Below are 13,066 nucleotides of genomic sequence, written 5' to 3'. Positions count from 1 at the left end.
GTTTCAAATATTCACTCGTTCCCGACGGAATGGATGTAATGGTTCAGGTTTATTCTCAGAAACCGGCATGACCGGTATTTGTGCGAAAGCGCTCGACCCGCCTTTTTTAGGTTTTTCATATTGGACAAACCCGTTGACAATAGCAAGGCGGCTTTCAATACCGAGCAAACCCAATCCGGCCAGATTGTTTTCCTTGATTTTTTCAGGATCAAATCCGACCCCGTTATCAGTCACTCTGAGGCCGATCAGCTTGTCATTAACTTCGAGTGAAATGTCAATTTTAGAGCAGCTCGCATGTTTGATTGCATTATTCACCAGTTCTTGCATGATACGGTACAGGGTAAGTTCGAGTTTTTGCCCCTGTCTGGGAAATTCCTCCGTATTGGCCTGAAATGAAATGACCAGATTATTGTCTTCTTCTAGTTTATGAATGAATTCCTCGATGGCTTCCATTAATCCAAAGCGTTCCAATGTGGTCGGAACGAGGTCTCGGGTAATCCTTCGGACATGTAAAATAGTTTCCTCGACGAGCGACTGTGATTTCTTCATAATCAGGTCTTCCTTTTCATCCCCTGACTTACTGACCAGTTTGCTCAGTTGGTTAAGGCTCAATTTAGTAAGAGATAGCATGGTGCCGATGTCGTCGTGCAGGTCCTGCGCGATCCGCCTTCGTTCCGTCTCTTCCGAATTAAGTGCGGTATCGAGCAGCAGACGATTATAGTTTTTTTCTATATCGTTAATCTTCTTTTCCTCTTCAAACTTCTTTTTTTGGTAATACATCACAAATGAGATCACAAAAAATGCCATCATTAACATCGCAATTAATGCTATTAGTAATGCCAATTTTAGTTCTTCATTGTTTTGCATAAAGGCTGTCTGGGAATTGAAGAATTCCAATACTAAAAAGTATGATGCTTACACTCTCAAAGATGTACGGAACATAGTACAAAAAACCAATTTCTAACCATTGCTCCCATTGAGACGAATAATGCAAGACCGGGGCAATGAACAGAAAACTTGAATAATATAGCAACAATCCCGAACAAATCCAGAAAAAAGGATAAGTAAGCAAGTTCGGGATTTTTAAGCTTCTTATTGTGTCCCGAAAGTATAATAATATCCAGAATAACATTAAAAGACTCTCGACCGTCGTCGAATACAAAACCATTTTGTGGTTGTGCAAATCCCCCAGCGTTGGATTGGTATCAATCATATCCCAGATCGAAAACGCGAGAAAAAATGGTATTACGACAAGTATCCAGGTCTTGTGCGCTTTTGTCTCAAGCTTATGGTAATACATCCAACTTATCAAAATGTACCTCACCGGTACATTGAGATTGTAAAAAACTACAGTATTACGTCTGACAGAGGCCCAATCAAACATAATGAAATCAATGCTGAACTTAACAATCAAATAAATGAGCAGAATTGCAAACGTTCTGTCCCGGTAAGCTTTTCTTTGCCAGATTAAAAAAATCGGCAGGAGGGTTAAGAAAACTGGAGTACTTGCAAAAGGTTGTCTTTCGAAATAGGAAACATAATTCTCAAGCATTTGATTGATATTAAATATTAGCAACTGCGGGGGCAGATCGGGCCATTGACCAACACCTTTCCGTCGGCCGGCATATCTTTATGACCGCCAACACTCATTAGGCCTGAAAGATCAACCCCCTGAGCATCAACCGGTACAATGATAAGCCTTGGTGTGGACTTGCCTTTGCCGTCTCCCTCAATACATACTACTGGTTCGTCGTTTTCATGATCTTCTTCCCGTACTCCATAATATACCCGAAAGCCAACCGGTTTGCCACCACATTCTTTTAATAACTGTTGAAAAGTTTCCAGGCCGAAAAATTCTGCTTCTACATAGTTTTTACCAGCGCGAATCACATCCTCTCTGCTACTCTGGTGACGTTTTGTGAATACTTTTGCTTCCCTTACTGAAATAAGCTGGCCTTCGGTTCCTCTGTACTGTGGCATGGTGGTATTTTTTGAAAATTTTGGTAAATCGATTATAAGTAAAATTAAATTTATCTTCCTTGAACACCAAGTAATGTGTCCTCAATTGATTTAACGGTTTTTCTGTAACTCTCTGCAAATCAATTAGTATTTAAGCTATCAATTTGGGAATCACGTAGTTCTACTTATGACTTCGCGCAGTATTACCAGTCATGGACTGTAAGGTTACCTATCCATAAAATCAGGTTTTTTCACTCTAAAAAGCTGTGATAGCGCGGCTTACATTTGTAAAGCGTTAGGGAAGACTTATCAAGGCTTTCTCATCAAGATTAAAGGGTTAGGTTAACATTCGAAAGCCGTGAGGGATATCCTTCACGGCTTTTTTGATTTCTTTGCATTGCGGATGATTTTGAACCATCATTTCTACCTATGAAACCTACTATCACAATCGAATACTGTCCCAAATGCGGCTGGCTTTTGCGGGCGGCCTGGATGGCGCAGGAGTTGCTGACTACCTTTGTTGAGGATTTGTATTCCGTGCAGCTTGTACCATCGGAAGTTGCGGGGAGGTACATTATTACGCTTGGTGAGCAGGTAATCTGGGACAGAAAAAGAGAAGGACATTTCCCTGAGCCCAAAGAAATGAAGCAGTTGGTGCGGGATATCCTTGCTCCTGATCGAAATCTGGGGCATAATGACCGCTAATTCACCACTAAGTCGCTAGATTAAGACAAAATGTCGTTTCTACGCGAATGAGGCTGCAATTTTGACGCTCTTTGAAGAGTTCTTGGATTAAGGTAGTCGCTTGATTTTGCTCAAATCTTGGGTAATTCGCTTGATTACAGCAGTTTGAGTAAACTGATTTAAATATTTTATTTTCAAATTTTGCCAAAAAATGATCTTTGGCACGTAGTTTTTCGTTTATCAAGAAACTTGTGAATCTTAAACGCAATAGCTATGGAAAGCAAACTAAAAATACCACAGGAAATGTTAATGAATATTGATTTTATCAATACCATTAACGGTGGAATGAGTGAGCCCGCTATAAAGCTTGACAGAGGATCGGAGGGTTTTGAAGTAGTTGTGAAAATTCCTGGCATTGAGGTGGAAGATCTGCAATTAGAGGTAGTAAAAGGAAAAAGAAATTCCAATAACCTTAAACTGTTTCATTTGCTGCCCATTTTTTCACAGGACAACCTTTCCGAAGAAGAGCAGTGGAAGACAGTTCGTTTCATCAACACGTTCGTAATACCGGACGGCGTGGATATAGAAAATATATCGGCTAAATATGATGACAGCTTACGTCATCTTGTATTATTCCTGCCATTTGGAAATGAGCAGGGGGACTATCATCGCAAGGTAGATATCGAGCGCTGGTAAGCGAATACGCAATTTGTATTTAACAAAGTCACCCGTTAGTCACAACTGACGGGTTTTTTAATGAACTTTTAATGCGCAAAATGGTGATAATTTGATCGGAATGTACGCCTAAGCTCAGCAGACACGGATGAGAATTCATTGGAAAGGATAATAGGACAGTTCTAATAGAATATATTAAGATATGGTAAAGATTTCAAGATTTATTAAAAAAAGGAGTTTCATATCTGTATCTTAGCAGTCAGATTACTAAATTACTCCTCCAATCTCAACGTTATGAAAAAATCAAACATCTTCGCTTACATTGAACTCACGAAATTAGTTGAGGAGCTCAAAGTTGCCGGAGAATCGGGCCGCCTCAAGCAAAAGTTAAAATCACAATCCGCTTATTTTAATATCATTGAACCCAGATATTTTTCTGAGGGGCTTATTAATGAGTGGGAGAGTGTGCTTAGTGTCATCAAACAAAAGGGAGCTAAGCTGAGTGACGAAGGTAAAGTTGTTTCCAATGCGGTAAGCAACACAATCGATCATTTAAGTGACAAAGAATGTCAGCTTTTGGTTGACAAGGTGTACTCCATTTACGATCGCGTAAAAAAGGAGTTTCAGTAGCAGAAGTTGGCGGAGTATTCATGCCAATAAAGATCTGCACACGACAGATCATCTATTGGCATGTATTGGCATGCGCCGGAAGTGGTGTAATTGATTTTGAGTAATATTTTTGAAAAATATGCTCAGCGGTGCGACTTCGCTTTTTATTTCTTCTGCAAATGATCAGGATACTCTATTTAGCCAATGATGGTTCAATTCCCACCTTCGGAACAAAATCTGCCCACTCTTTCTTCTCGCTAGGAAAGCACTATATCTTTCATTCGGAACGAAGGGAACAAACTCTCCATTCAACTCTCCACAAAAAATGAACCTTGGCACAAGCCTGAGCAGGCACTTCCCGGGGCGCCAAGGGCCGGTGCGGTCGCAAGGTGGTGTGAAATGCTATTTACCTGCCAGCATAATCTTCGCTCCGCCTTTGCGGATGGATTCGTAAACGGCGTCGACCACGATCATATCCTTCAATCCTTCGGCCCCGCTCACGTTCGGATCGGGCTTGTCGTTGAGGATAATGTCCGCAATTCCATCCATTTGGAGGGTTTGGTGTGTGATGACAGGTTGGTTCATCGGACCATTGTGCGTCCGGCCTTTGATCGGGCCGTATCCGAATGCGGGACTGAGTTCCACGAAGCCTTTTTCGCCGATCACGTATAGCCTTTCGTAGTTATTGAAGTTATAAGTCGTGCCGCAGCTCGCTACCACGCCGCTCGGGAAGCCAAGCTGGAACATGATCGTTTCGTCTACTTCCTTGAATTTCACCGGATCAGTTTTGGTTTCTTGAGCCGTCACCCAAATCGGCTCTTCGCCAGTACAATACCGCGCGCCGTTCAATGCGTAAATTCCCACATCCATCATTGCGCCCCCACCCGCCAAAGCTTTTTTGAGTCTCCATTGGTTGGGATCGCCGGATTTGAAACCCATATAATTGTTCACATGCATGATCTTGCCCAGCTCGCCCGCCTCACGCATGCGGATCAGCTCGCGGGTATGCGGCTCAAAATGCATGCGGTAACCAATATAAAACTTCACCCCTGCCTTCTCGCAAGCTGCAATCATTTCACGGGTTTGCTTGGCATTATCAGCCACAGGTTTTTCACAAAGTACATGTTTGCCAGCCGCAGCAATTTGCAGCACGTGCTTGTGATGCAGCGAGTTAGGTGTGGTGATGTACACGATGTCAATATCCGGATTGTCCTTAATCTGGCTGACTGTCTCGTAGTTATAGGTATTCTTTTCAGGAATGTTGTATTTCTTTTTCCAGTCTTCCAGCTTGGCGGGAGTACCCGAAACGGCTCCGACAAGCGTGGCCATTTTACAATCTTTCATCGCTTCGGCAACGCGAGTTCCGTAGCTTCCGAGTCCCATAATAGCAACGCGTAATTGCTTGTCCGCTTTCGGGCCTGAGTACAATTCTTTTGCGGCCGCCGGCAGATCTGCCAATGCAGTAGCACCAATTCCAAGGCCTATTTTTTGAAGAAAATCACGACGTGAGTCCATAGTAATGAGTGATTATTTGTTGATAAATACTTTCGCACGTTTTTGCGCAGCGATCAATGTCAGGATTGTTCTTGATTTCGTGGAGATTTTCGTAATTATAAATATTCTTATCCTCAATTCCATACTTCTGCTTCCAATCAGGGATTTTGGAAGGAGTTCCGGTCACAATCCCCACCAATTTCGCGGTTTTGCATTCTTTCATTCCTCTCGCTACAATGTTTGCATAACCGCCCAGGCCCATTAATGCAACGCGGAGTTGTTTATCGGCTTTTGGGGACTCGATGATTTTTGGAGTTGTGGCAGAAACAGGTTCGGCAGCAGCAACCCATGTGGCTGCACCGATTCCCAGTGAGATCTTTTGGAGAAAGTCGCGACGCGAATTCATAGATGGCTTGGTTTGGTGGGGAAGTGTTGGAAATGATTGAAAAAGAGATCATAAGGCATTATCTCCTTATATTCTCAACCTTCCTTACCAGCCATTTTTGAATAAAATGCTTTTTTGTAATAATTTATAGAAGCTAACTTTTGTATGGATCGTTAATTTCTGTTGCGATGGTTTTAAACCTATCAATTACGTTTTTGGGCGATGTGATCAATAATAGTATCGAGAAGTAAATAAATGTGAGTAGGATGAAAATGATTCCGGCAAAAAGCAACGTGAATTTGATGGCAGCAAAACTGATTGGAAGGATAATCGTAACAGTATTATCTTCAAAATTTGACAAGGCATATAACATCGCAATGTTTTCCAGCACATCCAAAACTCCTATTGTCGCCGCCCATACCAGCGCAATTCCAATTTTTTTACCACTCAGGACTGCGAGGGACGTATATCTGCTTTTGTAAAGCAGGTTTAGCAGGATTCTGAGGTGGCTTAGTCTCCAAAAACTCAGGGCTTTTGACAGCAAGATGTAAGCCAATGCCGAATAAAAAATGATAAATAGGAAATCCCAGTAAATGTCTGTTCGTGCAATTTCAATCAGGTTGCGAGGACCGTTATCGGTTTGGCCTCCATATAGAAGTTTAACTATGAATGGTTGTAATTCGACAGCTGTACTGTTGCACCAGACATTAAGAAGTTTGTATATATTCTTATCCGTTGCAAGTTCCAGATCGCCAATCCCATTTGCGCTGATATCTTTATTCCTAAGTGCTTGACCATGATCCGATAACCAGGCCATTTGGGCAATAGTTAGTATGGTGACAATCATGGCACCCTTGCCAAACCACCGAAGAAATTTGAGTTTTGATTCCATATAGACTGTTAGGGTTATCTTCTCAGTCGTTGAGATTGTTTGTTAATTGGTAATGAAAATCCAATGGCTTGCTTTAACTCATCCAAATCTGGTGTAGCCCAAATGTCTTTGCATCTTTTTAAAACTCTATTGATCGCACCGTTCGAAAGCACCCAGTTTACCGGAACATCTTTTAATTTGTCGCCAACTTTTAATGTGATGAAATGAGACTTTTTATATCGTCTGGAAACGTAGTTTTTTAGATTTTCAGTTGCAAATTCAGTATGCCCGCTTTGGTCAGAGATCGCCCCAGTAATGATATCCAGCGGCTCATTTAGAAAGCGATTACCCTTATTTGCGTCTTTTGCAAGTTCTTCGCTACCATCCAGGTGGATCACAAAAACATCGTACATATTGCTTTTAAGCGAATCTTCCAAGCTGAGCAGTGCCTCGTAAAGTGTCAAAGTGCCCGACGATTCGAAATAGCCGCCATCAACATAATGTCTCTTAATTCCGTCAACTTCCACTGCTACTGATGGAGAAATCAATGGAAATCGGGCACTAAACAGAATGGCCGAACTGAAAGGTAAATCTCTGTTAACTCGATTGTTCAAATTGCTGATCGCACTGAAAACGGTATCATTCATTAGTACATTGCTATAAATGGCCCGCTTTCCTGTTTCAACTTCATGAGAATTAATAAACATGACGGGTTTAAAATACTTGGCCGTGTCGGATATTTCCAACATTCTTTTCACGCCCAGCTCCATGGCGTTTTCTGTTTTATTTTTAAGAAACGGCATAATATCTTTCCATGCCGCCTGCCACTCCGTTTCCAGAGCTAACCCTCTATCAAACTTTGGTATATATCCCGGCCAGAAATATCCCAATGCATCACCAAAAAGGAATGTACCAATTACCGGTGCAAGAAAATCTCTTTTGAAAAACCGGCGGGACTGTTCGGTAAAACAGGTATCTGATTTATCCTGTGTAACAAGTCCGTCTCTGGATAAAGCGTAAAATACATTTGCACCTAGCGTACCTCCTGATATGTCGCTGTATGCGAAAACATGATTTTTGAAATCAGGAAGGTTGTCTTGTAAGACAGACAACATCATAGCCCCAAAAAGGCCAGTTCTGCTAGCTCCGCCATCTACTGCAACAAAGACAATAGGGATTTTTGTACCGTCGGGCTTAAAAGTACGGTGATACCTGTCCAGGTTTTCCGCAAGAGTAACATTAGGTTTGAGTGGTGCGCCATCCAATGCATTTACCGGATGATCGCTGTTGAAATACGAGCAAATTAGCACCCATATCAAGATAACCATCTTTAAAGACAAAGAGTACCCTCTGCCGTTGAAGGTGAAACTGAAAGGATTGACCTTGTACAGTTTATCGATCAATTCAACCGCGACGTAAACATTGGTCCACGTGCCGAGACCGAATACCATCAGCGCCGCAGCTCCGATAAAATAGTAAAAGTTGCTGGGTAGGAATGCGAATACAATAAATAATAACACGGAGAATGTGAAAAACACACACAAAATATTGATCAAAGGTTTGAAGTCTTTGAGCTTGACTTTACCGGCTCCTCTGAAATCTTGAATGAATTCGCTGGCTTTTTTGTCGTCGTTGTGAATTTTTTCTAATCGATACCTGATGTACCTCCATATCCCTTTTCTAACCTTAAAAATTAGCCATAATCCGAGACCTGTAAAAAATAGGGTGAGAAAAATCGCAGTATTGCCAAAGCCTTCGGAATCGGTCTTTTTCTGAAAAGCAATGACTTTATATAAGCCCAAAAGAAATGACAGGTAAGGAAAATACCATAGAAACGTGACAAGCCAGCTTCGGAAGGATCCATACCCTGCGTTTGTTTGGTCTGGGTTTTCAGGCACATCTTCGGGTAATTTAGGCAGCCAGATTGTTTCGCTTTGTGATAAAATCATTTCTCCGCCAAGCCCCGACGAGCAACTCAGGAAAATCAATGCGATAAATAAGAGAATGATTGGAACCGCGTTCGTCCAGAAACCCTCTTCGAGCAGGTAAACATAGACATCGTGGCCCTGAGGAATCAGCGCTAAAATTGTGAAGACAAGTACTTCAATCAGGAGGAGCCAGAAAAGTGGCTTAAGAACGGCTATGACATTGCCGATCCGGACATCGATGTACAAATTTCGCATAAGCTTAGAGGGATAAATAGTTACTCAAAGTTATGCATTGATTGACAGGAAGAAACGGGCAAAATCACGTGTTGAAGACCGTATTTCTACGGAAAATTTTTGTTGAGCCGACACAACAAAAAAACGGCGCCGTTACTGGCGCCGCTCTTGCTAAACTCTGCTTTTTCTAATTATTTAACAGACAAAACTCGTTCCGTTTTCTGCTCGGACAACTGGAATGATTTAGACTGGATTTCATCTCCGCTGATCACGTCCAGCTTATATTTACCTGCTTCCATTTGATCCATGTTCAGGACACGACCGAACTTTTTATTGTCTTTGCCAACCGTTTCACGGTACACGACGTCACCATTTTCGTTTTTAAGCAACAAGGTAGTGCTTGATTCCAGGTTGGCTTTGTCTACCAGGACATTGATTTTACCGTCTTTGGTAGGGTAGATTCCAGTGCCGAAGCTGGATGGTTTTTTGTTCTCTTTGTCTTCTGCGTTGGCAGCGAAAGTAGATGCGATAAATGCTAATGCAAATGCGAAAGTTTTTACTGAAGTTTTCATGGCTATTTTATTTTTATGGCTGTTGTTATTGTTTTTATTTTCTTTTTGTCCCTGAGGACATGACAAAAGTGGCAGGAATTCCGGTACTATGTATTACAAAGTACAGGAGTGGACATTTAAGTGAATGAGTGGTTGATATCTTTCATGAGCAATTGAACGGTAAATTGTTTTCAGACGACTTTGAACCAAGAGAGTAGGTTTTTAAAGGCAATGTTGCTTGTGAATGTGTTAATAAGTGTTAAAAAAAACGGCCACTGAAACCAGCGGCCGTTTTAAACCTAACTAAAACCGATACTTATTACTCTTTCTCTACAAAGTTCATGTCCTTTGTAAATGTTTCTTCAAGGAAATATAATGCCAGCAACGCTACCAGGGAGGTTGCCGCTCCAATGACCAATCCACTTTGAATTACACCCAAATCGGGTTTGAAACTAACAAACAATGCCGCGAGCGGGATGGTAGCCCCGCGAACGAAATTCGGGACGGTAGTCGCAACGGTTGCCCGTAAGTTGGTGCCGAAAAGTTCTGCTGCAATGGTAATAAATAAAGTCCAGTAACCATTGCAAAACCCGAGCAAGGTGCATAACAGATAAAAAGAAAACAAATCCTGCATCGGTATCATGAGATAGCCGACCACCATGGCAAGGGATAGTACAATGAACAGTCGGATCACTTTCTTACGGCTTTTGAGATATTGACTGAGTAAGCCACTGACAATGTCACCCGCCACTTGTCCTGAAAAAGCAAGCATTACTGCCTTCCCCGCATTGATTCCTTCGATTCCTTTGGCTGCGCCGAATTCCGGGGAGAAAGTAATGAGGATACCCACGACAAACCAAATCGGCAGCCCGACGAGAATGGCCATCAGGTATTTTGTCAATCGTTTGCCATTGGTCAGGATCATCAAAATGTTTCCCCGGTCAACGGTATTTTCTTTCACCTGCCTGAACATGCCGGATTCAAAAACATTGAAACGAAGCACCAATAAGAGCAAGCCCATACCACCACCGACAAAATAGGATATCCTCCATGCGAACAAGTCCGCTACGAAATATGCCAGTATAGCACCCAATACGCCCAATGTAGCTACTAATGTGGTTCCATACCCACGTATTTCCTTTGGAAGTACTTCGGTTACGAGCGTGATCCCCGCGCCCAACTCTCCCGCAAGACCTACGCCTGCAACAAAGCGCAGAAGAGCATATTGATCCAGCGATGTGACAAAGCCATTACCAATGTTGGCAACTGAGTACATAATGATGGAACCAAAAAGTACCGAAAGTCTTCCCTTTTTATCGGCAATAATGCCCCATAGTACACCGCCGATGAGCATTCCTGCCATTTGATAATTGAGCAAATTAATACCTTCTGTAAGTAATTGATCAGTAGGTACATTCAGTGCTTTCAAACTGGGGACACGTACCACACTGAACAGAAAAAGGTCGTACATATCGACCAGATAACCCAATGCCGCCACAATGACCGGCACTTGTAACAATTGCGAAAGCAGGGAAGGACGGGAATTAGGAAGTTCGGACATGAATGATGTTGGTTACTTCGGCTGTCGGCTGTCGGCAGTCGGCTTTTTTTAATGATCTGTATAGTCTTCCTTCTGAGAAAAAGCTAGTGTTTGACCGCTGACCGCCGATGTTTGACTGCCGACGGCCGAAAGCCTTACAATCTATCAATCAACATTCCTCCATCTACGCCGATCACCTGGCCGGTAGAGTAGGGGAAATCGCCCCGGGTAAGGGATGCTACTGCTTTGCCTACATCCTCGGGTGTGCCCCAGCGTGGCTGCAATGCAATACCGCTTTGGAATAGATTGTCGTATTTCTCCTGTACTTTGGAAGTCATATCAGTGGCAATAATACCCGGACGAATTTCAAAAACCGGTATATTATATTCAGCCATTCTTACCGCGAAAAGCAGATTGGTCATGGCCAGTCCCGCTTTTGAAATACAATATTCGCCCCGGTTAATGGAGGCAACGGTGGCTGAAATAGAGGTTACGAAAATAATGGCCGCATCGAATGCATGATTATTCTCCTTGGCATGTGCCATGCGTTTCGCTATCGCCTGAGTCAGGAAGAAAGGTCCCTCCATATTCGTTTTCACCACTTCCTGATAGTTTTCAATGGTGGTTTCCAGAATGTCCAGTCGCTGCCGTGGAGCAATTCCGGCATTATTCACCAACACATTGATTTGACCAAAAACAGAATAAGCTTTTTCTACAATGGCTTCGCGGTCACTTTCTACCGCGATGTTGCCCTGGCAGTAAAGCACTTCTGCGCCTAGCTGGCGAAGTTCGTCGAGTGCCTCGGCTGCACCTTCTTCGTCCCGGACGCCATTGATCGCAAGGTTATAGCCTTCGTTGGCAAGTGCTTTGGCGATTCCGAAGCCGATTCCGCGGCTACCTCCTGTAATAAGTGCTGTTTTTTTCATGTTTTGAAAAAAGAGAGAGACTTGGTAAGTCTTCAAGACTTGCCAAGTCTTATTAAAATTTACAATTCCTCAATATTAACCCATTGCCGCTTCTCCCAGCTTTCAATTCCTTTTTCAGCCAATTGCACACCGCGCGCACCGGCTTTCAGATCCCATGGGAATGGCGTGTCTTTTACAATGTGCTTCAAGAATAACTCCCACTGCGCTTTGAATGCATTGTCGAAAATCTCTTGCTCCGGTACCTTGGACCAGCCGTCAAAGAATGGGATTGGTTGTGGAATATCAGGGTTCCAGACAGGTTTTGGTGTATTGCCATAATGCTGAATGTAGCAGTCACGCAGACCGGCAACCGCCGAACCATGTGTGCCATCCACCTGCAACGTCAGCAGATCGTCGCGACGCACGCGTACTGTCCATGAAGAGTTGAACTGAGCAATCACATCGCCTTCCAGTTCGAAAGTCGCGTAGCATGCGTCATCCGCGGTACATACATAAGGCTTGCCGTTTTCGTCGATACGCTCCGGAATGTGCGTCGCTCCAAGGCAGGAAACCGCTTTTACTTTTCCAAAAAGGTTGTCAAGCACATAACGCCAGTGGCAAAGCATATCTACAATGATACCGCCGTCGTCCTCCTTGCGATAGTTCCAGGAAGGGCGCTGTGCAGGAATGCTGTGCCCTTCAAATACCCAGTAACCGAATTCGCCGCGAACAGAAAGTATTTTTCCAAAGAAGCCATTCTCCATCAAACGTTTCAGTTTCAGCATACCTGGTAGCCAGAGTTTGTCTTGTACCACACCGTTTTTAAGTCCGGCAGCTGTCGCCAGTTCATATAGTTCCAATGCTTCCTCGGTTGTAGTACCGGTTGGCTTTTCGCAGTAAATGTGTTTTCCAGCCAAAATAGCCTTTTTCACCGCAGCAGCGCGACGGCCTGTTACCTGAGCATCAAAATAAATCTGGTAATGCGGGTCCGACATAACGGAATCCAGGTCGGTTGTATATTTTTCAATACCTGCCTGCTTGCAAAGGGCTTGCAGCTTGCTTTCATTACGGCCTACCAATATCGGATCGGGCATAATCACTTCGTCAGAAGAGATCTTTACGCCACCTTGTTCAATAATAGCCTTGATAGATCTTAGTAAATGCTGGTTTGTACCCATACGGCCCGTAACGCCGTTCATGATGATGCCAATGGTATGTGTTGTCATGTTTT

General features: G+C 43.2%; 13 protein-coding genes. 3 read left to right on the top strand and 10 right to left on the bottom strand.

Annotation, left to right across the window (positions count from 1 at the left end; all coding sequences use genetic code 11):
• Positions 1–3: 3 nt before the first annotated feature.
• Together ON006_RS19925 and ON006_RS19920 are read right to left on the bottom strand one after the other, a co-directional pair.
• A complete protein-coding gene (locus ON006_RS19925) occupies positions 4–810 on the bottom strand; it encodes a sensor histidine kinase (RefSeq protein WP_244821131.1) in 807 nt (268 codons plus the stop codon).
• A gap of 759 nt (positions 811–1,569) precedes the next feature.
• Positions 1,570–1,980 (bottom strand): hypothetical protein, encoded by a 411-nt coding sequence (locus ON006_RS19920; RefSeq protein WP_244821130.1) that lies wholly within the window; start codon positions 1,978–1,980, stop codon positions 1,570–1,572.
• Between the two features lie 408 nt (positions 1,981–2,388).
• Here ON006_RS19920 and ON006_RS19915 point away from each other — a divergent pair, with 408 nt between their 5' ends.
• From ON006_RS19915 to ON006_RS19905, 3 genes are all read left to right on the top strand, one after another.
• Complete coding sequence (locus ON006_RS19915) at positions 2,389–2,664, top strand: Rdx family protein (RefSeq protein WP_244821129.1); 276 nt, start codon at positions 2,389–2,391, stop codon at positions 2,662–2,664.
• Between the two features lie 252 nt (positions 2,665–2,916).
• Positions 2,917–3,339 (top strand): Hsp20/alpha crystallin family protein, encoded by a 423-nt coding sequence (locus ON006_RS19910; RefSeq protein ID WP_244821128.1) that lies wholly within the window; start codon positions 2,917–2,919, stop codon positions 3,337–3,339.
• Between the two features lie 273 nt (positions 3,340–3,612).
• Positions 3,613–3,948 carry a hypothetical protein gene (locus tag ON006_RS19905; RefSeq protein WP_244821127.1) on the top strand — a complete coding sequence of 112 codons (336 nt, stop codon included), beginning with the start codon at positions 3,613–3,615 and terminating at the stop codon, positions 3,946–3,948.
• A 381-nt stretch (positions 3,949–4,329) separates the two neighbouring features.
• Here ON006_RS19905 and ON006_RS19900 read toward each other — a convergent pair whose 3' ends face one another.
• The 8 genes from ON006_RS19900 to ON006_RS19865 all read right to left on the bottom strand — a co-directional run bounded on the left by ON006_RS19900 (position 4,330) and on the right by ON006_RS19865 (position 13,061).
• Positions 4,330–5,442 (bottom strand): Gfo/Idh/MocA family protein, encoded by a 1,113-nt coding sequence (locus tag ON006_RS19900; protein WP_244821126.1) that lies wholly within the window; start codon positions 5,440–5,442, stop codon positions 4,330–4,332.
• Entirely contained in the window at positions 5,426–5,827 is a 402-nt protein-coding gene (locus tag ON006_RS19895; RefSeq protein ID WP_244821125.1) for a Gfo/Idh/MocA family oxidoreductase, read from the bottom strand. Before ON006_RS19895 ends, ON006_RS19900 begins: the two co-directional genes overlap by 17 nt.
• A gap of 133 nt (positions 5,828–5,960) precedes the next feature.
• Positions 5,961–6,698 carry a hypothetical protein gene (locus ON006_RS19890; RefSeq protein ID WP_244821124.1) on the bottom strand — a complete coding sequence of 246 codons (738 nt, stop codon included), beginning with the start codon at positions 6,696–6,698 and terminating at the stop codon, positions 5,961–5,963.
• 14 nt (positions 6,699–6,712) lie between these two features.
• The gene (locus ON006_RS19885) at positions 6,713–8,860 is read right to left on the bottom strand and encodes a hypothetical protein (RefSeq protein ID WP_244821123.1); all 2,148 of its coding nucleotides are present in this window, start codon (positions 8,858–8,860) and stop codon (positions 6,713–6,715) included.
• Between the two features lie 170 nt (positions 8,861–9,030).
• A complete protein-coding gene (locus ON006_RS19880; protein WP_244821122.1) occupies positions 9,031–9,411 on the bottom strand; it encodes a hypothetical protein in 381 nt (126 codons plus the stop codon).
• 298 nt (positions 9,412–9,709) lie between these two features.
• The gene (locus ON006_RS19875; protein WP_244821121.1) at positions 9,710–10,951 is read right to left on the bottom strand and encodes an MFS transporter; all 1,242 of its coding nucleotides are present in this window, start codon (positions 10,949–10,951) and stop codon (positions 9,710–9,712) included.
• A 134-nt stretch (positions 10,952–11,085) separates the two neighbouring features.
• Entirely contained in the window at positions 11,086–11,856 is a 771-nt protein-coding gene (locus ON006_RS19870) for a 3-ketoacyl-ACP reductase (RefSeq protein ID WP_244821120.1), read from the bottom strand.
• 59 nt (positions 11,857–11,915) lie between these two features.
• Positions 11,916–13,061 carry a Gfo/Idh/MocA family protein gene (locus ON006_RS19865; RefSeq protein ID WP_244821119.1) on the bottom strand — a complete coding sequence of 382 codons (1,146 nt, stop codon included), beginning with the start codon at positions 13,059–13,061 and terminating at the stop codon, positions 11,916–11,918.
• Positions 13,062–13,066: the final 5 nt, after the last annotated feature.

This window comes from Dyadobacter pollutisoli, from assembly GCF_026625565.1.
Classification (GTDB): domain Bacteria; phylum Bacteroidota; class Bacteroidia; order Cytophagales; family Spirosomataceae; genus Dyadobacter; species Dyadobacter pollutisoli.
Note: the sequence above shows the minus strand (reverse complement) of the source record. Positions and strands in the feature narration are given on the sequence as shown.

Excerpts from the sequence above, each read along its gene's own strand:
- ON006_RS19875 (WP_244821121.1), bottom strand. The coding sequence starts at position 10,951 with ATGTCCGAACTTCCTAATTCCCGTCCTTCCCTGCTTTCGCAATTGTTA.
- ON006_RS19920 (WP_244821130.1), bottom strand. The coding sequence starts at position 1,980 with ATGCCACAGTACAGAGGAACCGAAGGCCAGCTTATTTCAGTAAGGGAA.
- ON006_RS19895 (WP_244821125.1), bottom strand. The coding sequence starts at position 5,827 with ATGAATTCGCGTCGCGACTTTCTCCAAAAGATCTCACTGGGAATCGGT.
- ON006_RS19880 (WP_244821122.1), bottom strand. The coding sequence starts at position 9,411 with ATGAAAACTTCAGTAAAAACTTTCGCATTTGCATTAGCATTTATCGCA.
- ON006_RS19905 (WP_244821127.1), top strand. The coding sequence starts at position 3,613 with ATGAAAAAATCAAACATCTTCGCTTACATTGAACTCACGAAATTAGTT.
- ON006_RS19885 (WP_244821123.1), bottom strand. The coding sequence starts at position 8,860 with ATGCGAAATTTGTACATCGATGTCCGGATCGGCAATGTCATAGCCGTT.
- ON006_RS19915 (WP_244821129.1), top strand. The coding sequence starts at position 2,389 with ATGAAACCTACTATCACAATCGAATACTGTCCCAAATGCGGCTGGCTT.
- ON006_RS19910 (WP_244821128.1), top strand. The coding sequence starts at position 2,917 with ATGGAAAGCAAACTAAAAATACCACAGGAAATGTTAATGAATATTGAT.
- ON006_RS19900 (WP_244821126.1), bottom strand. The coding sequence starts at position 5,442 with ATGGACTCACGTCGTGATTTTCTTCAAAAAATAGGCCTTGGAATTGGT.
- ON006_RS19925 (WP_244821131.1), bottom strand. The coding sequence starts at position 810 with ATGATGGCATTTTTTGTGATCTCATTTGTGATGTATTACCAAAAAAAG.
- ON006_RS19870 (WP_244821120.1), bottom strand. The coding sequence starts at position 11,856 with ATGAAAAAAACAGCACTTATTACAGGAGGTAGCCGCGGAATCGGCTTC.
- ON006_RS19865 (WP_244821119.1), bottom strand. The coding sequence starts at position 13,061 with ATGACAACACATACCATTGGCATCATCATGAACGGCGTTACGGGCCGT.
- ON006_RS19890 (WP_244821124.1), bottom strand. The coding sequence starts at position 6,698 with ATGGAATCAAAACTCAAATTTCTTCGGTGGTTTGGCAAGGGTGCCATG.